At 30.7% G+C, this 18,030-nt stretch carries 18 protein-coding genes and 1 other RNA gene; 16 read left to right on the forward strand and 3 right to left on the reverse strand.

The genetic code is table 4. The annotated features are described in order from the left end of the window. Positions 1–153: 153 nt before the first annotated feature. The 5 genes from MCFN_RS02035 (at position 154) to MCFN_RS02055 (ending at position 5,684) form a co-directional block, all read left to right on the forward strand. Positions 154–984, forward strand: coding sequence for a deoxyribonuclease IV (locus MCFN_RS02035; protein WP_038561815.1), 831 nt, complete (start codon positions 154–156; stop codon positions 982–984). 151 nt (positions 985–1,135) lie between these two features. Beyond that, the gene (locus tag MCFN_RS02040; RefSeq protein WP_038561817.1) at positions 1,136–2,839 is read left to right on the forward strand and encodes an ABC transporter permease; all 1,704 of its coding nucleotides are present in this window, start codon (positions 1,136–1,138) and stop codon (positions 2,837–2,839) included. Between the two features lie 14 nt (positions 2,840–2,853). Next, positions 2,854–3,195 (forward strand): thioredoxin domain-containing protein, encoded by a 342-nt coding sequence (locus MCFN_RS02045; RefSeq protein WP_038561820.1) that lies wholly within the window; start codon positions 2,854–2,856, stop codon positions 3,193–3,195. Continuing rightward, on the forward strand, positions 3,195–4,913 hold the full coding sequence (locus MCFN_RS02050; RefSeq protein WP_038561822.1) for a GIY-YIG nuclease family protein: 1,719 nt from the start codon (positions 3,195–3,197) through the stop codon (positions 4,911–4,913). Before MCFN_RS02045 ends, MCFN_RS02050 begins: the two co-directional genes overlap by 1 nt. Continuing rightward, positions 4,914–5,684: a hypothetical protein gene (locus tag MCFN_RS02055; protein ID WP_038561824.1), complete on the forward strand. Its 771-nt coding sequence runs from the start codon at positions 4,914–4,916 to the stop codon at positions 5,682–5,684. A gap of 39 nt (positions 5,685–5,723) precedes the next feature. On the opposite strand, the gene MCFN_RS02060 is transcribed toward MCFN_RS02055, so the two are convergent. The 3 genes from MCFN_RS02060 to aspS all read right to left on the reverse strand — a co-directional run bounded on the left by MCFN_RS02060 (position 5,724) and on the right by aspS (position 9,199). Next, a complete protein-coding gene (locus MCFN_RS02060) occupies positions 5,724–6,419 on the reverse strand; it encodes a hypothetical protein (protein WP_038561827.1) in 696 nt (231 codons plus the stop codon). A gap of 119 nt (positions 6,420–6,538) precedes the next feature. After that, entirely contained in the window at positions 6,539–7,486 is a 948-nt protein-coding gene (gene pip, locus MCFN_RS02065; protein WP_038561830.1) for a prolyl aminopeptidase, read from the reverse strand. Between the two features lie 3 nt (positions 7,487–7,489). Continuing rightward, entirely contained in the window at positions 7,490–9,199 is a 1,710-nt protein-coding gene (gene aspS, locus MCFN_RS02070) for an aspartate--tRNA ligase (protein ID WP_038561833.1), read from the reverse strand. 362 nt (positions 9,200–9,561) lie between these two features. Between aspS and tuf the strand changes: the two genes are divergently transcribed. From tuf to MCFN_RS02120, 11 genes are all read left to right on the forward strand, one after another. Beyond that, a complete protein-coding gene (gene tuf, locus MCFN_RS02075) occupies positions 9,562–10,752 on the forward strand; it encodes an elongation factor Tu (RefSeq protein ID WP_038561836.1) in 1,191 nt (396 codons plus the stop codon). An 85-nt stretch (positions 10,753–10,837) separates the two neighbouring features. Next, entirely contained in the window at positions 10,838–11,230 is a 393-nt protein-coding gene (gene tsaE, locus MCFN_RS02080; protein ID WP_038561838.1) for a tRNA (adenosine(37)-N6)-threonylcarbamoyltransferase complex ATPase subunit type 1 TsaE, read from the forward strand. After that, a complete protein-coding gene (locus tag MCFN_RS02085) occupies positions 11,230–11,778 on the forward strand; it encodes a peptidase M22 (protein WP_038561841.1) in 549 nt (182 codons plus the stop codon). Before tsaE ends, MCFN_RS02085 begins: the two co-directional genes overlap by 1 nt. A 3-nt stretch (positions 11,779–11,781) precedes the next feature. Beyond that, entirely contained in the window at positions 11,782–12,714 is a 933-nt protein-coding gene (gene tsaD, locus MCFN_RS02090; protein ID WP_038561844.1) for a tRNA (adenosine(37)-N6)-threonylcarbamoyltransferase complex transferase subunit TsaD, read from the forward strand. A 219-nt stretch (positions 12,715–12,933) separates the two neighbouring features. Next, on the forward strand, positions 12,934–13,173 hold the full coding sequence (locus tag MCFN_RS02095) for a YdbC family protein (protein ID WP_038561847.1): 240 nt from the start codon (positions 12,934–12,936) through the stop codon (positions 13,171–13,173). Positions 13,174–13,250: 77 nt separating this feature from the next. Next, entirely contained in the window at positions 13,251–14,060 is an 810-nt protein-coding gene (locus MCFN_RS02100; RefSeq protein WP_051604570.1) for a GNAT family N-acetyltransferase, read from the forward strand. Continuing rightward, positions 14,053–15,408 carry a signal recognition particle protein gene (gene ffh, locus MCFN_RS02105; RefSeq protein WP_038561850.1) on the forward strand — a complete coding sequence of 452 codons (1,356 nt, stop codon included), beginning with the start codon at positions 14,053–14,055 and terminating at the stop codon, positions 15,406–15,408. The genes MCFN_RS02100 and ffh overlap by 8 nt, the downstream gene beginning before the upstream one ends. Beyond that, positions 15,408–16,319: a YwaF family protein gene (locus MCFN_RS02110; protein ID WP_038561854.1), complete on the forward strand. Its 912-nt coding sequence runs from the start codon at positions 15,408–15,410 to the stop codon at positions 16,317–16,319. Before ffh ends, MCFN_RS02110 begins: the two co-directional genes overlap by 1 nt. Positions 16,320–16,417: 98 nt before the next feature. Continuing rightward, positions 16,418–16,809, forward strand: a transfer-messenger RNA (tmRNA) gene (gene ssrA / locus MCFN_RS03505). A gap of 73 nt (positions 16,810–16,882) precedes the next feature. Beyond that, a complete protein-coding gene (locus tag MCFN_RS02115) occupies positions 16,883–17,170 on the forward strand; it encodes a hypothetical protein (RefSeq protein WP_038561857.1) in 288 nt (95 codons plus the stop codon). 337 nt (positions 17,171–17,507) lie between these two features. Next, the gene (locus MCFN_RS02120) at positions 17,508–18,026 is read left to right on the forward strand and encodes a hypothetical protein (RefSeq protein ID WP_051604571.1); all 519 of its coding nucleotides are present in this window, start codon (positions 17,508–17,510) and stop codon (positions 18,024–18,026) included. Positions 18,027–18,030 lie beyond the last annotated feature (4 nt).

Below are 18,030 nucleotides of genomic sequence, written 5' to 3' on the forward strand. Positions count from 1 at the left end.
AGTATTTTTCAGTATTTTTTACTCATTTTTGCTTTTTTAAAAGCACATTGATTTTAGAAAATTTAAAAGAAAATTATTTTAATTTAATTTGAATGAAATTTTTATTTTATATTATTTAATATAATTTCTTAATTACTATGAAAGAGGTTCAATATGATTAAACTTGGTTCTCACGTCCCCTTTAATTCGCCACACTATTTAGCAGGCTCAGCACAAACAAGTATTAATAACGGGGCCAACACAATGATGATTTTTGTTGGTCCACCCCAGTCAACAAAACGAGTTGATACAAGTCGTTTTCAGCTTGAAAAATTTCATGCAGAATATGCTGATAAAATTGCGCCTAGCGATATAGTTGTACATGCTCCATATATTATTAATATGGCCTCGGTTGAAAAAGGAGAATTCGCCGTTAACTTTATGATTGAGGAAATAAAAAGAGTTAATTTTATCGGCGCTAAATATATAGTATTACATCCGGGTGCTAGCACTAAATTTGATATAACCTTAAGTCTTGATACATTAGCTCAAAATCTTATAAAAGTACTGGAAAATACTGAAAATGTAGTTATTTGCCTTGAAACAATGGCCGGAAAAGGTACAGAAGTTTGTCGTAATTTTGAGCAAATTAAATACATTCTAGATCGCGTTAATAATGAACGTGTTCAAGTATGTTTAGACACATGTCACATTTGAGATTCTGGTTACGATTTAACTGATTATGAAAATTTCAAAAACCTCTTACATAAGAGCAAAATTATGAAACATATTAAAGTTATACATTTAAACGATTCGCTAAATGAGTGTGGCTCGCGCAAAGATAGACATGCAAATATTGGTCAAGGTAAAATTGGATTAAAAACTTTAGCTCGCTTTGTGCACGACAAAGACTGAAAAGATATTCCAATTATTTTAGAAACACCTTGAACTGAAAACGGTCCTATTTATGACCAAGAAATTAAAATGCTTCTAGAATATAAATAAATTTTGCCAACGTGATATAAATTAACTCACGTTGGTTTTTATTATAATTCGCAGACTGATTTAATATGAATAGTTCAATCAATCCAAATATTTTATATTCAAAATTAATAAATATTAGTATTAATATATATAAAAGTTTATAATTGAAATTATGAATAAAAAACAAAGAACAAGAAACTTATATAAACCCTATTTTAAAAAAATAGAAAAAAAGAAGCATGAGCAAATTGTATCTACTAAATCATTGAACTTTGGTATCGAACTTATCAAGTTTATTTTATTCATTTTTTTAATGTTTGTTTTTGTAGTTGCACACTATGGCACCAGAATGTTTGGTCAAAATACCGGAAAAATATTTATGCAATTTTATTTATATTCATTCGGTTTGGCTTTTGGTGATTTAATTTGATTTGTTTTGATTGGTTTATTTTGTTCTTTAATTATTAATTGATTAGAATCTATTCTCAAGCGTTATTATAGCGTTTGAGTCAAAAATTATACGCGAGTAGATTATTGATTAATTCGAAAACGTGTCAAGTTTTGAATTTATTTAACACTTGCAACCATAGCGATTGGATATCACTGATATTTATTATCTCAAAGACCAATTTCAAGCAAAATTGTCTATAATCACGAAGATTTTAAGACATTTTTTACACACGGATGATATTATTCATTCACACAAAGTGAGACTGAGGCGTTGAAAGTTGTTAATGCGACAGGCAATGTCGGAGTCTTTATTGACACAATTCTAAATATTTTACACATAATTTCAGTGGGGCCATGATTTGTGTTGATATTAATGATCGCAATTCAAACATTAGCATGAACATATTTATTAACCTTAAAGCCAATTGACTATTTAAAAAATTTAACAGGATCTAAAACTATTCCGCACGTACGCGAACACTTGAAAAAACTAAATACAGTATTTTATTACACACCAGAAGCACAAAGATATCTAGATTATTTAAGCTCGGCGGCAAAGGTTTTGGAATTAGATATTGAAACTATCTCAATGAATAAATTATTACGATTAATGAAGCAAAATATGGATATTCTCAGTCATAATCCTTTAACAAGTGTTTATTTTATTCAAAAAAATAAACACAAAAAAAATCAAACTAATAATGAACAATATCATGCGACAATTGATGAAGAAATATTAAATCAAGAAGAGCTTGATGAGTTTAAAAACAACCAACATTACACAGGAACTACTGATATATCAATACAAAATTCACAAATTCAAGATGAAAATTATTTATTCAATGCAGATGAAGAGAATACTACCAATTTAATTTTTGATAAAGAAGCTGATAAAACAACAAACACTCAATCCTTTTTATACTCTCAAAGTCAAGACATTGAACATCCAATCCAAAATACAACTGCAAATAATTTAGCTTCAGCTCAATTACAAACAAATGAAATTGACAAAACAAGAGAAGTTTACAGCATTGATACAAAAGAGTTTCAAGAAGGAATGACATCACCATTGCAAATTAACCCCAAAGCTGAATTACACACTGATTCGATGGTTCTTGTAATGCAAAATAATACTCAAAATATTAACGAAAATATTGAAAATATAGATTTAATTAGTCAAAATTCATCATTCTCACCAACCTTAACTCATTCTGTAAATTTAAGACAAACAAATGATTCTACCAATTCAGAAAATTACGGTTTTGTTCAACTTAACACCCAAGAAGTGGAATTGATGAATGAAGAAGTAAAACACGAACAAGAAATCCAAAGATTAAATCCGCGCGACAAATCATACAAGCAAGGATGAAAAAATGTTCTCGAAAATAATATGAATGACGATGACAACTGAATTGACCCATTTTAATTAGAGGTTAGTTAATGAAGAAATATAACTGAGACCATGCTCAAAAAATCATAAGTGATAAAAAATACGCAAATTTTATCTTTTTTGTTGTTTTCACAAAAGAAAATGACTTAGAAACCGCAATTATGAGTGATACATATGAGTATGTAGAAAATCACTTTAAAAACGAAAATATGGTTAAATTTTTAGAAGTAGATATTGAAGAAGCGGGAATATATCGCGATATTAATAATATTTATTTGGTAATGCAAGTACCCATGTTTTTTGTAATTAAAGCAAATAAAATACTGCGTCGGGGAGCGGGTTTTTATCCATATGAAATAATCATTGATTTTATTGAGGAAAATATTGAATAATGAGCCAAAAAGTTCTTGAAAATCTAAAAAACGTTCCTAAGAATTCAGGCGTTTATTCGTGAAAAGATATTGATGGTAAAGTTATTTATGTTGGTAAAGCTAAAAATTTATTTAATAGAATGCACCAATATTTTGAAGGGGCAATAAATTCATATAAAACACACGCACTGGTTCAAAAAATCTCTGATTTTGAAATTTTCATTACACGTAATGACAGAGAAGCATTACTACTTGAAAAATTATTAATCGAAAAATTTAATCCAGAATACAATATTCTTTTACTCGATGACAAAGTATATCCTTATATTAAAATAGAACTTAAAAATCATAGTTTAGATATTAGCATCGTGCGTCGAATTAAGAAAAAAAACTCAACAAAAACGATATTCTTCGGACCTTTTCCAATGGGTTTTGGTGCTGGTGTTATCGTAAAACTTCTCCAACGCGAAGCTTTTTACGAAAACGGACTTAAAATCAGTACAAAAGACTCTAGTTACTGAGAAAATAAATTCAACCAAATTAAAAAAATAATCACTTTTCAAGATCAATATATTAGCGAATTAGAGCAAAAAATGTATCAAGCAAGTGACCTACATCAATTCGAAATTGCACGCGATATTCGCGATAGCTTACAATTTTTAAAAAAAATTAAACAAGACCAAGTTATCGAATTAAAAAACTTCGCCAACATTGATGTTATCGCCTATCGCTTCCAAAACCATAAATTATCAGCAACAATTTTGTTTTATCGCCACGGTAATTTAATTGGAAAACATAATTTAACTCATGAAATGTATATTGACGAATTAGAAACATTAGTCCAATTTTTTAATAATTATTACACAAATAATCAAGCTCCTGACCTAATAATTTCTGAACAAAACACTTTAGATTTCAATCTTGATGAACAATTATCTTTAAATTTTATTTTCCCTAAAAAAGGGCAATACAAAAAAGTATTAGACATTGCCAAATTGAATTTAGAAGAATATCTAAAAACCAAATCTAGTACAGAAAACACATATGAACAAAAGGTTTTTCAGCATCTTGAAGACTTGAAATCATACACCAACAATAAATTATGTACAAAAATTGTTGCATTTGATAATTCAAATTATGCCAATACTAATCCAGTCGGAGTGGCAGTCACTTACACAAACGGCTTCAAAAACACTCAATATTACCGTAAATTTAATCACAACCTTGATTCTAGTCGGCAAGCAGATGTTGAGTATATGCGTCAAAGTGCGCTTAAATACTTTGAAAATAGCACCCAAAATCTGATTCCAGACTTAATTATTGCTGATGGATCATTTTCACAAGTTAATGAAATAAAATCAGTTTTAACTGAACTAAATATAAAAATTCCTGTAATTGGTTTAGTTAAGGATAAATATCATCGCACAGCTAAAATAATTGACGTAAATTCGCAATTACGTTCAATTAAACCACAGAGCTTAAAAAATTTTTTAAGCCAAATTCAAATTGAGGTGGATCGGTATGCAAAATCGGTTTTTAGAAACAAGAAAAAAATCGCCTCACTCGAAGGTAAATTGCAAAAAATTAAAGGAATTGGCGACAAAATTGAGGCAAAACTTCTAAATCACTTTAAAAATTATTATAATATTTATAATGCTACTCTCAACGAATTAAAAAAAGTCGTCTCGACTGATTTAGCAGAAAAAATATTTAACAAAGAATATTTAAAAGAGGAATAAATGTCGAATAATCCTGTTAATGTATCAGAATCAATTTCGCTTACGTGAGTATTTTCTTTTGATAGTTGACTAAATTTAATTATTATGTCTCTTATTTTGTCTCCTCTGATCTATCAAATATTATTATTTCGTACTTTTTATAAAAAACATAAATTGTTTCATAAAAATCAAGTGTGAATTGCAATTATTAAAAAAGAAAAATTGAAAAACATAATAACTTTTTGCCTAATTGGATTTATCGGGGTCGTCATACTTGCAATTACAATGTTGATTGGCGAATTAGGATTCAAAAATACACATAAATGGCAATCTTATCGTTGAAGCATTCTCGCATCTATTGTTATATGGTTTGGAATTAGCTTAGTTTGCGGACTGTTATTAATTTTTTCATATAAAAAAATGATAATAAATAAAAATATTGACTGAGAAACTGTTAAAAATTACTGTTATAAATACAATTTAAACTTCAAAAATAAAAATTTTCAAATTCGCTGACTAGATAATATAACTCACCAATATGAACCTGAAAATCTAAAAGATACAGATGTTACTTGAAAAAAAGACTATTATTTCTTAAAAACATTTGGTAAAACAAGACTAAATAATCGAATTCTTAGATATTACTTAGCTAAATCACATACTTTCTTCTTTGAACAAGGTGATGAAATTATGATGCACACACATTTGTTGTACTCTGCCGTAATTAATCAAATCGCCATAGAAGACCCGGAACAAAATATTGAAAGTATAATTGCTAATTTGCGAAAATAAAATTAAAAACTTAGTTTTAATCCAACTAAGTTTTTAATTTTAAATATGACATTTAGGTGTTCCTTTACGTGATTTTCTTATTAAAGACACCTCACCGAATTGATCTCATCCTTCAGTGGTCCAGTCAATTTCGGCTGTCGATTCAGTATCAACGTTGTCAGCAACTATTGACATTATTTTACGTAATGTTTCGGTTTCAAATATTGTCATCAATGCTGATGTTGTATATGTGATTGCTTCAAGGTATTCTTCGTAATTTGTTTCATCAACTGCCTCAAGAAATAATAAATTCTTTTGCCCAGCGTTTGTTTTTTCAATGTTTGGCTTATAAATTGAACCTATGTTTTCGCCATTATTTACATATACATATTTATCATCTAAGTAATCAACCTCTAAACGTCCATAACGTTTAGATATTGGTAAAAGTGAAATTGTGTAGCCATTAATAACAGTTAGCATATTAATTACATTTTGCAATGGATCCTGAGTTTCAAAGGATTTTTCGCCAGCTTCAATAATTTTTATAAATGAATTGTCTTTAACAACCTTTGTGGCAAGTTCTTGCTTAAATTTCTCAATTTTCGCCTCATTTTTCAAGGTTTCCAGTGCAGATTTTTTTAATTCATCATATGCTTTTTGATTTTTAATCACATTCTCAAATTCAAAAAGCTTAAATACAGTAATTGTCGCCAAGTGAAGTTGACGTGAAAATCTACGATTGAATAATATTAACATTTAACTCCTTTTTTGTTTCTTAATGTCTTTATTTTTCGAGTTTTACATTTGCGCTTAAATGTAAATATTCTCATAATTTGCTATTTAATTATACAGAGAGAATAAAAAATAATGCAATACTAAACTTCTAATTTCTGCATTATTTCCACTAATTTTTTTGCTATTTTCCACTCTCGTTGTGTGTGGGCTGTATTAGTTAGCATTCATAACGACGAATTAGGTAGCTTTTGATGCAACTCATAAGCGCCACTTGGCCGACAATCTAAATCATATTCACCATGAATAATGTGTGTTGGTATGTGTTTTATTCTTTCCACATTGTCCAGAATATAGTTTTCCGGCATAAATCCTTTATTTTTAAAATAATAATTCTCAATGTACGAAATTTCAGCCGTTGACTTAAAGTCTTTAAAAACATCAATTTTAATTTTCTTCATGCTTATTAAAGCACACTCTCATTCACATCAAGCAGCTAATGCAGCTTTTTTTGTTTCTTCATCACCAAAATTCATTCTTTCAAAATAAGAGTCTACGATATTTTGACGTTCATGCAACCCAAGAGGTTCAATAAATTTTGCAAACTCTTTTGGACGCATATAACTAGCGCCTTCTTGAAATAATCAATCAATGTCGCTTTGTCTATTTAAATAAATTCCTCGTAAAACCATTGCCGCAACATTATTTGGATATTTAATTGCATAGCATAAACTCAACGTTGTTCCTCATGATCCGCCAAAAAGTACTCATTTATCTATACCTAGCAACTTGCGAATAGCTTCCATATCTTCAACTAAAAAATCAGTAGTATTATTTTTCATTAACATTGAAGGCTTACTTTGCCCGCATCCTCTTTGATCGATTAAAATAATTTTATACTTTTTAGGATCGAAAAAGCGTCTGCAAACTGGAGATGTTCCACCTCCGGGCCCGCCGTGTATATAAACTACAGGGATACCTTCAGGATTTCCGCTGATTTCATAATATATTTTATGTTCGCTATCTAATGGTTGATAAAAATCTTTAAAATATGGCTCAATTGGCGAAAATAGATATTTTAAATATGTCATAAATTATTTTTCTTCTTTAATACAAATGTGTAATTCATCCAATTGTGTTTGTTCGACTGCGCCAGGCGCTTGTGTGAATACATCCTGAGCTTTAGCGTTTTTAGGAAAAGCGATAACTTCTCTAATACTTTTCTCTTGTGTTAAAATCATAACTAAACGATCCAAGCCCAATCCAATACCACAGTGTGGCGGAACACCATATTTTAATGCATCTGTAAATCACCCGAACATTGATTGTTGTTTTTCGGCACTCATACCAATCATATCAAACATTTTTTGTTGCGTTCTTGCATCAAAAATACGGGCAGAACCAGAACCTAATTCAAATCCATTAAGTACTAAATCATAACTTCGTGCCATCACTTTGTCTATCTCCAAACGATCCAGCTCTTCAAGTTCATGATCAAATTGCGTAAATGGATGATGGGCAGCTTGTCAAGAATTGGTTGTCTCATCATATTCAAACATAGGTCAATCAGTAATTCAAGATAAATGATATTCATTTGGATTAGCATACGAAAACATATCGTTTAATTCAACACGAACCGCTCCAAGGGATTTTGAAGCATTTTCATACGTATTAGCAACAATAAAATACGAACCATCTTTATTTCCGCTGTCGATTATCAATTGTGTCACTGATTCGGGTGTTTTATTGGCAAAATTTGTATGAGAAATTTGCCCATTTTCTACAACAAAGTAAAACAAGATATTAGCCTTATTTTTAAGCGCTATTTCTGAAATGTGTTTAAAATCCTTTTTACTGATTAAATTTGGTACATATAACATCCTTCTCGCTTTTGTGTCTTTTATCACTGAAAAATCAGTATTTTCTCAGTAATTTTTGATGTCTTGAATTTTGTAACCAAATCTCAAGTCAGGCTTATCAGTACCATAATCTCTAAAGACATCGAAATACTTTAATCTTGTTAAAGGCGTTTTTAATTCAATACCTAACTTCGCAAAAATATGCTTGAATAGATCTTCTATTATTTTTTGAAAATCATCAACATTTATGAAAGATGTTTCAATATCTAGCTGTGTAAATTCAGGCTGACGATCTTTTCGCCCGTCTTCATCACGAAAACAACGTGCAAATTGAAAATAACGCTCAAATCCCGAAATCATTAATGTTTGTTTAAATAATTGTGGACTTTGAGGCAGTGCTCAAAATGAGTTCGAATCACGGGTCGGAACTAAGAAATCACGAGCACCTTCGGGAGTTGAACGTGCCAAAAGAGGTGTTTCAATATCAATAAAGCCATTTTTATTCATGAACTCACGCACAGCGAACATAACTTCATTTTTTAAAATAATATTGCGTTGCATTTTAGGTCTACGAAGGTCTAAATAACGATACTTTAATCTTAAATCTTCTTTAACATCAATATCATCCCTAACTGCGAAAGGCAACTCCTCCAATGAAGTTGAAAACACAGTATAAGATTCAACAATTATTTCAATCTCGCCAGTCGCCAGCTCTTTATTTACGCTTTTTCGCGCTACCACATTTCCATGTACCTCAATGACGCTTTCTTTGGTTAATTTTAAGTCCTCTGCAAATACACATTGAACAATTCCGCTACGATCTCTTAGGTCAACAAAAGTCATTTCTCCAAAGCGACGTTTATTAGCGATTCAACCATGAAGCACTACTTTTTCACCAATATTTTTAGTTGATAACGAGTTATTATTTATTGATTTAGTAATCATTATTACCTCCGTAAAATGTTAAAAAAAATTATACACTAAATAGCCAAAAATTACGTGCAACACTTATCAAAGTAGTAATGATTATAAAATTTAATAAAAAATATTTTTTATTGAATAGCACATTAAAAAATTACTTTTGAATAAGTAAAATTATCTATATTAATGAATTATTCTATTATTAATTGAAATGAATTTTCAACGTTAATAAATATTTTGCCAAATATAATTCTTTGTTAAAATAATAATGCTATTTTATATCTAAGTTTATAATATGGCCATGGATAGGATGCGGATGAAAGGCCGCACTTAGGTTGGTTTAGCGCTAAACAAATTTTATTATTTACTGAAAGGAAATAAATAACATGGCAAAAATTGATTTTAACCGTGATAAAGAACACGTTAATATTGGTACAATTGGTCACGTTGACCACGGTAAAACCACTCTAACAGCTGCTATTGCTTCGACATTAGCGAAAAAAGGTTTAGCTGAAGCTCGTGATTACGCTTCAATTGACAACGCCCCTGAAGAAAGAGCACGTGGTATTACAATTAACACATCACACATCGAATACCAAACAGAAGCACGTCACTATGCGCACGTTGACTGTCCTGGTCACGCTGACTACATTAAAAACATGATTACTGGTGCTGCTCAAATGGATGGTGCTATTCTAGTTGTTGCTGCAACTGACGGAGCTATGCCTCAAACACGTGAACACATTCTACTTTCAAAACAAGTTGGTGTTCCTCGTATGGTTGTTTTCTTAAACAAAACAGATATGCTTTCAGAAGAAGAAGCTGAAATGGTTGACCTAGTTGAAATGGAAGTTCGTGAACTTCTATCAAAATATGGTTTCGATGGTGACAATACTCCATTCGTACGTGGATCAGCTGCTAAAGCATTAGCAGGCGAACCTCAATGAGAAGAAAAAATTATGGAATTAATGAACGCTGTCGATACTTGAATCGAAACACCTGTTAAAGAATTTGACAAACCATTCTTAATGGCTGTTGAAGATGTTTTCACAATTTCAGGTCGTGGTACAGTTGCTACAGGACGTGTTGAACGTGGTAAACTTAACCTTAACGAAGAAGTTGAAATTGTAGGTCTAAAAGCTACAAAGAAAACTGTTGTTACAGGTATGGAAATGTTTAGAAAAAACCTTAAAGAAGTTCAAGCTGGTGACAATGCCGGACTACTTCTACGTGGTATTGAAAGATCAGCTATTGAACGTGGTCAAGTTCTAGCTAAACCAGGTTCAATTGTTCCTCACACAGAATTCTCTGCTCAAATTTACGTTCTAACAAAAGATGAAGGTGGTCGTCACACTCCATTCTTTAAAAACTACAAACCTCAATTCTACTTCCGTACAACAGACGTTACAGGTGGTGTTGAATTTGAAGCAGGACGTGAAATGGTTACTCCAGGTGAAAACGTTGAACTAAAAGTTAAACTTATTGCTCCAATCGCTGTTGAAGAAGGAACAAAATTCTCAATCCGTGAAGGTGGACACACTGTAGGTTACGGTAACGTTACAAAAATTATTAAATAATAGTTTTTTATTACAAGGGCAATGCCCTTGTTTTTATATTGTTTAAAGCTATTTAAATATATAATTTAAAATTACGTGAGGTATTATGAAAGAATTTATCAAATTTGAAAACGAATCAATTGAAGAGGTAGCAAGCTATGTGCTTAATAATTTAACAGCAAGCAAAATTATTTTATTGAATGGCGATTTAGGAGCGGGTAAAACAACACTAGTTAAAAGTATTGCTAAACTCATTCAAATTAAAGATAAAATTACCTCTCCAACTTTTAACTTTATGAAAAATTATGAAGGATTAATCCATATTGACGCTTATCATTTAAGCGAAAATTTGGATGAATTTGAAGATTATTACTTAGATAACATAGTTGCAATTGAGTGATCAGATAACATAACACACAATTACAATAATTATTTGGATATAAGAATTAATTTAGGTGCTGAAAATGAACATATTTTTAAAATAAGAAAGGTAGAATAATGAAACTTTATCTTGACACTACTGGCGAAAAATTTGTAATAGCCGCATTCAATCAAAACAATAATCTGATAGCTAGTTATATAATTACAGAGCCTAAAAAAGTACCTCTTATTCCATTTTATTGTGCAAAAATTTGTAATGATTTAAATATTAAAATCAACAAATTTACACATTTTTACACAAATTTGGGTCCCGGCCTATTCACGGGGGTTAGAATATCTCTGGTATATCTGCGCACAATAGCTATGATAACCAATGCTAAAATCAAAACAATTAGTTCAATGCAAATATTAGCTATGCAAAATCCTAATAAAAATGAATTATTTATTAATGCAAGTGGCAATAAACACTATTATTACTCACCTAAAAGTACTGAATTTACTATTGAGGATGTAAAAATTATGCAGAACAATAACACAAATTTTGATGTGGTTGATTACAATGAATTCTTAGAAAACTTTACACGCTATGAACCTTTATTCAAAGAATGGGATGAAATCATAAATATCGAACCTTATTACATTAAATCGCCACAGATTGGAGTTTAGTAAATGAGAATTCTCGGAATAGAAACAAGTCACGACGACACCTCAATTGCACTTTTAGAAGATGGGAAAGTTTTACAATTACACACAATTAGTCAAATAGATTTTTTTAAGGAATTTGGTGGAACAATTCCAGAATTAAGTTCAAGAATGCATGTTAAAAACATATCTTTAATTCAACAAATATTACTCAAAAATACTGATTTAAACACTATTGATTATATTGCATATACTGAAAAACCAGGGTTAATAGGTACATTACAAATTGGTTATTTATTCGCAAATGCCCTATCGATAGCGCTGAATAAACCATTGTTCCCAGTCAACCACTTAGAAGGTCATTTTTATTCAAACGCAATCGGAAATATTATTGAATATCCCGCTCTTTGTTTACTGGTATCTGGTGGCCATACACAATTAATGTATGTCGAAAACCCTTATAAAATGAGTGTTATAGGCGAAACATTAGATGACGCTGTGGGTGAAGCTTTTGATAAAGTCGGTTCAAAATTAGGGCTAGGCTTCCCTGGTGGGCCGATAATAGATAAAATATTTAATTCTTACACTGGCGAATATTTAAAATTCACACACCCACACACAGAAAATCAGTATGATTTTAGTTTCAGCGGACTAAAGTCACAAGTTCTTAATTTTTATAACTCAGCAGTTATGAAAGGTAAAGAGATTGACAAAAAACAAGTGGCAGCAAGTTTTCAATACACAGCGATTGCATACTTAATCAAAAAAGTTAAACTAGCAATGCAAAATTATTATTGAAAATCTCTTGTTTTGGCCGGCGGAGTTAGCGCAAATACAGAACTAAGACGACAATTTCTAGAACTTAGCCCTAAAAGTATTGTCCCATTAAAAGGATATACAACTGATAATGGTGCAATGATCGCTATGTGTGCATACGAAAAAATAAAATTCAAAAATTAATTCCTGATAAATAAATTGAATATCAAAAACCTTTTTAGGTTGTAAGATAAAATAATCATCCTTTTAAATTGCAATTTAATGGTGTAAAAAATACCTAAAACTCTACTTAAATATAAATTAATTTAAATTAGAGAATAAAAAAATTCATAATAGATCATATTTAAATATATAATTACAATTATAAGTATAAATATTATATTATGTATAAGAGGTAAACATATGGCAATTAAAAAAGATGCAATTAAAAACGTGATCGTTCGTCACATAGGTAAGATCGCTTTAACTAAAAGTGGTTACACAAAAGAATTAAACCTTGTAGCTTGAAATGAAAATGAACCAAAATACGATATTAGAGACTGAAGCGAAGACCACGCACGCTCAAGTAAAGGTATTACTTTAACAGCCGAAGAATTAAAAGAGTTAAAACTATTAATTGACAAAGAAGTGGAAAATTTATAATAGATTTTAAAAAATAATGCCAATCCTTAGTATCTAAGGGCTTTTTTATATACGAGACGATTTAGTAGGAGTGTTTTATGATAGAAATTGCAAATAAAGAACAACTTGAAGAAATAATGCAGTTATTGCACACCGATGTTGACAATAACTTCTTTTTCATTGGAGACATTGAACAGTTTGGCATTAATTCAAATATCCATAAAACACTTATTAAAACTATTGATAACAAAATCAAAACAGTTTTAATCGTTTTTAACCAAACATTGTTATTTTATGATCCCGAATTTAGATTAAGTTGAGAAGAAATTGAATCGTTAATCAACGAATACAAAATATCTAACATTAATCTTTCTGAAAAAATGTTTGAGCATTTTCGTTTCAATTTTGAATCAATTTCTCGCTTCACCATCCACGCACAAACGCTTGCTAAATTAGATAAAAAAATCAATATTGATAGCTCGATTGTACAAAAAGCAACAATTGATGATATCCCACACATTGTATGGTCACGGCTAAAAATTGCTGAGTTTTCAAGTTTTTCACAATCTTACCAAGCCGAATTTCAGTCGTATTTACACAGTTTTAAATCAGGTGTACTAAATCCATTTATAATTAAGAATGAAATTGATGGCGTAATAAGCTGTGCGACTATTGGGATTAACGCCGGCAAAATAAGTGTTATAGGTGGGATTTTTACACTTGAAAAATACCGCAATCAGGGCTTAGCCAAACAAGTTACAGGCGCCTTAGCGAACTGAATAATGGACCAAAATCGTACACCTGTCTTGTTTTATCACAATCCTGTGGCAGGGCAAATTTATACACAACTTGGATTTGAACCAATTGGAAAAGTTTATACAGTTGTTTTAAAGGAGAATCATGTTTAATTTTTTGGAAAACAGAATTCAAAAATCAATTCAAAAAATGAATAAAAAAACAATGATTAATGAAGAAGATATCATTGAAGTTACTCGCGATATTAAAATGGCGTTGCTTGAAGCTGACGTTAACTTAAAAGTTGTAAAAGAATTTGTAAATAACGTTAAACAAAAAGCCTTAGAATCGCGTCTTGTCGGTTCATTAAACGCCAGTGAACAAATGATTAAAATCGTTCATGCTGAATTACAAGAAATACTAGGTGGAAGTGTTAAAGATATTAAAATTACTCGTAAACCATTCATAATTATGATGACTGGTCTTCAAGGATCAGGAAAAACAACTGCTAGTGCCAAAATAGCTTACTACTTACGTAAAAAAAATTACATCAATAAGCCATTACTGGTTGCAGGCGATATTTATCGTCCAGCTGCCGTGCAACAGCTTGTGACTTTAGCAAAAAGTATTCAAGTGGACTATTTTGAAAAAGGTGTAGCAACAAGCGCTCAAAACATCGTTGCTGAGGCACTTACATACGCAAATGAAAATAAAAATGACTTAATTATAATCGATACTGCTGGACGTTTATCAATTGATGATGCATTGATGAATGAGTTGGAAGATTTAAAGCATATTGCTCACCCTGATGAAATCTTTTTTGTTGCCGATGCATTAAGTGGCCAAGATATCATTAATGTAGCCTCAACTTTTAATGAAAAATTAAATTTAACTGCAAGCGTAATTACTAAGCTTGACTCGGATGCCCGTGGCGGAGCTGCATTGAGCCTTGCAAAAGTTCTTGGCTTACCAATCAAATTTATTGGTACGGGTGAAAAAATTTCTAATCTTGATTTATTTTATCCTGATCGAATGGCTGATCGAATTTTGGGAATGGGCGATGTTTTAAGCTTAATTGAAAAAGCAGAAGAAGTTTATAATCCTGATGATGCCAGCAACATGATTGCTAAAATTCTTAAAGGAAGCTTCACTTTGGACGATTTAATGAGTAATTTGGGTCAAATTAAACGACTAGGTAAAATGAAATCTATCTTAAAAATGATTCCTGGTTTAGCAAATAAAATTAGCGATGACAAAATTAGTGAAGCTGAACAAAAAATGGCTTCATATGAAATATTAATTTCATCAATGACTAAAAAAGAGCGTAAAAATCCCAAATTACTAAAACAAGCATCAAGAAAAGCAAGAATTTTAGCGGGCTCAGGGCGTAGTGCTTTTGAATATAATCGCCTAATAAATGATTTTGAGGCAATGAGCAAACAAATGAGCGAAATGGCGAAAAAAATTAAATCCGGCAATCTATCAGACTTAAACAAAATGGGTTTGGGCGGGATGTTTTAATGATCAATCTACCTGAGTTCTTTCGTTGGCAATCTGAAAATAAAAGTTTTTATTTTAATGGAGCCAGCCTTGCTGTATATCTAATTTTCGCAATCTTAACCGGCATATCCGTTTTGTTGCTTTGAACCTTCAAAAGACCTATTTATCGTTGATTTAATGCTAAATCAACACATCTTAGAATATTTTCAACACGAGCTTTAAAAACTACTATTGGCGCTTCAATAATTGTTTTTATGAGTTTAAGAAGTTTATTGCTCATAGTGTCTAACTATAAAAATATGTATGAAGCATTACCGTTTCATTTGTGCAGATTATTATTAATTGTTACCGCTTTTTGCTTGCTTTTTAATAAACTTAATTTCATTAAATATTATGGATCTGTTGCCTTAATTGGTGCTCTTGTTGCAATCGTCAATCCAAGTTTTGATTTTGTTGAACCGATTAAACCACAAAAAATAGGACTTGATTCAATATATTTTTATGATTATATATTTATCCATTGCTTCTTAATTTTAATTGTCGCCGCAATTTTTGTTATCACACCGACACAATTGAAACCTATTGACTTTTTAATCACGCTAATTCTTTTCATAGCAATCGCACTATTAGCATTTGGAATTAATTGATTAACCTATGAATATGCTAGTTCAAATAGCTGAAAAAGTAATTACTTATATCTGGGTAAAGACGACATTAACTCACAAGCAAACTTATTCGGACCATTATCAAAATGACCTTGAAATTTAATTACTTGAATTTGTGTTGGATTGCTCGCTCACGGAATTTCTATGATAATTTGAATGGTGCAGGATAAAATAGTAATAGATTTAATTAATGGGAAATTCAGTATAAAAATTAGACGATCTGAACATTGACATAGATTTAAGGCAAAATCATTTGTAAAAGTTTAGATCAACTTTAAACTTAAATATAAAATAAAGCTAAATTTAAACATATCTTGCTAAGTTCTGCAAAAATTAGCAAATTGTGGTATAAATTTAGTGCACACGGGGATGTAATGGTTTCGACATGTAGTAGGTAGTGTTCGCATCAGTGGTGTAGTAGACCATAAATACTTCTAGGCTTTATAGTCGCAAACAAAAACAAAAAAGCTCACGTTGGGCTACAAAATTTAGTAATTGCAAATCAATTACAATCAAATCTAGCTTTCGCTTAATTCTGCGAACTAGTGCATTATCGTTAGAGCCTAAGAACGATAGTGTGGTAATTTAGGCTCGGTTTTTTCTCGTGCTTAGAAAAAACTTAAATTGAATGCACACTAAAAGTCAAGAGTTTTGTTTATTTCCTTTAACTTTTAGCACTAATAAATAAACTAAACTGTAAAAAGTGCAAACACATCTTGTTATGTGGACGCGGGTTCAACTCCCGTCATCTCCACCAAATGCTTATGCAACCAAATCTGCTTCATGCAGATTTTTTTCTATTTTTTAATTTACATAGTAAAATATAACTTATGTTTTTAGATAAAAATGACGACCAACAAGAAACAATTGAACTAGACCAAACTCTTGAATTCAATCCAAAAGTTAATATTTCCAAAAAAGAAATTCAAAAACTTCCAGACTTCGCTCGCTCACAAATAATTAAACAAGTAAAAAACGACATTTTAAACAATGAAAAATCAATTAAAAATGCTCGTCGTAAGCGTTTTTTATCTGTTATTGCCATTTTTTTAATAAGCATAACTCTAATAGCAACACTAATATATTTATTCGCCGGAGTTGTCTTTGATCTTGTCTAAATCACTCATGCAAAAATAAAAACTAAGGATTAAACTAGGGCACAATTATGGGATATCCATAATTGTTTTTTTACGCAGGTTTATATCGGTATCATTTAACACATCCAAGATATTCACAAACATCGACAACAAATAGGTCAAACAATGTTTAAAATCAATAATAGATGAGCCAAATAAGCTTATTGAGTTAAAAATAGCGACTAAACAAGACTATACGCTGGGTAAAATTTGTCACCTTTACTATGAGCAAGGCTCGCGGGAATTAGTTTTCAATGATAATTGAGACTGAGACGGCTGTATTTTAAAAATAGCTTATTACTCACTTAATAAAACCGCCGTGACACTGCAAAATAGCGAAGAAATTGCCAGAGTTCATAAATTAAATACATTTAATGGCGATGTTTTTAAATTTGAGAAATTCAACGACTTATCTGACTATGACGACTTATTCAACAAAACTAATAACAACCTTAAAATCAACTCACAACCACGAAAAGAATTACGGGTGATAACCACAAGACCATTTTTAGAATTAGGCGACACACTTGATTTAAATTTCAACGATTTCAAATTTGATGGGCGATATATTTGTTATGGCTTCAATGCTAAATATTTTGCTAATACTCACGGTCTGCATATTACTTATTTGCTGCGTAATAGTTTTAACTCGGACACGCTCTTAAATATTTACGATAACCAAACTTATAGAACTAACCCACTATTAGTTAGAGCGAAAGGAACAACCCTTTATAAATATAAAGACTATGCTTCTGAGGGTAACTTGCATTATTTATACGGTTATAATAAACAAACAAAAACCAAGGCAAATAATTTAAGCACGTGAAAATTTAAATAAAAAG

This window comes from Mycoplasmopsis californica (assembly GCF_000695835.1).
In the GTDB taxonomy this organism is placed as follows: domain Bacteria; phylum Bacillota_I; class Bacilli_A; order Mycoplasmatales; family Metamycoplasmataceae; genus Mycoplasmopsis; species Mycoplasmopsis californica.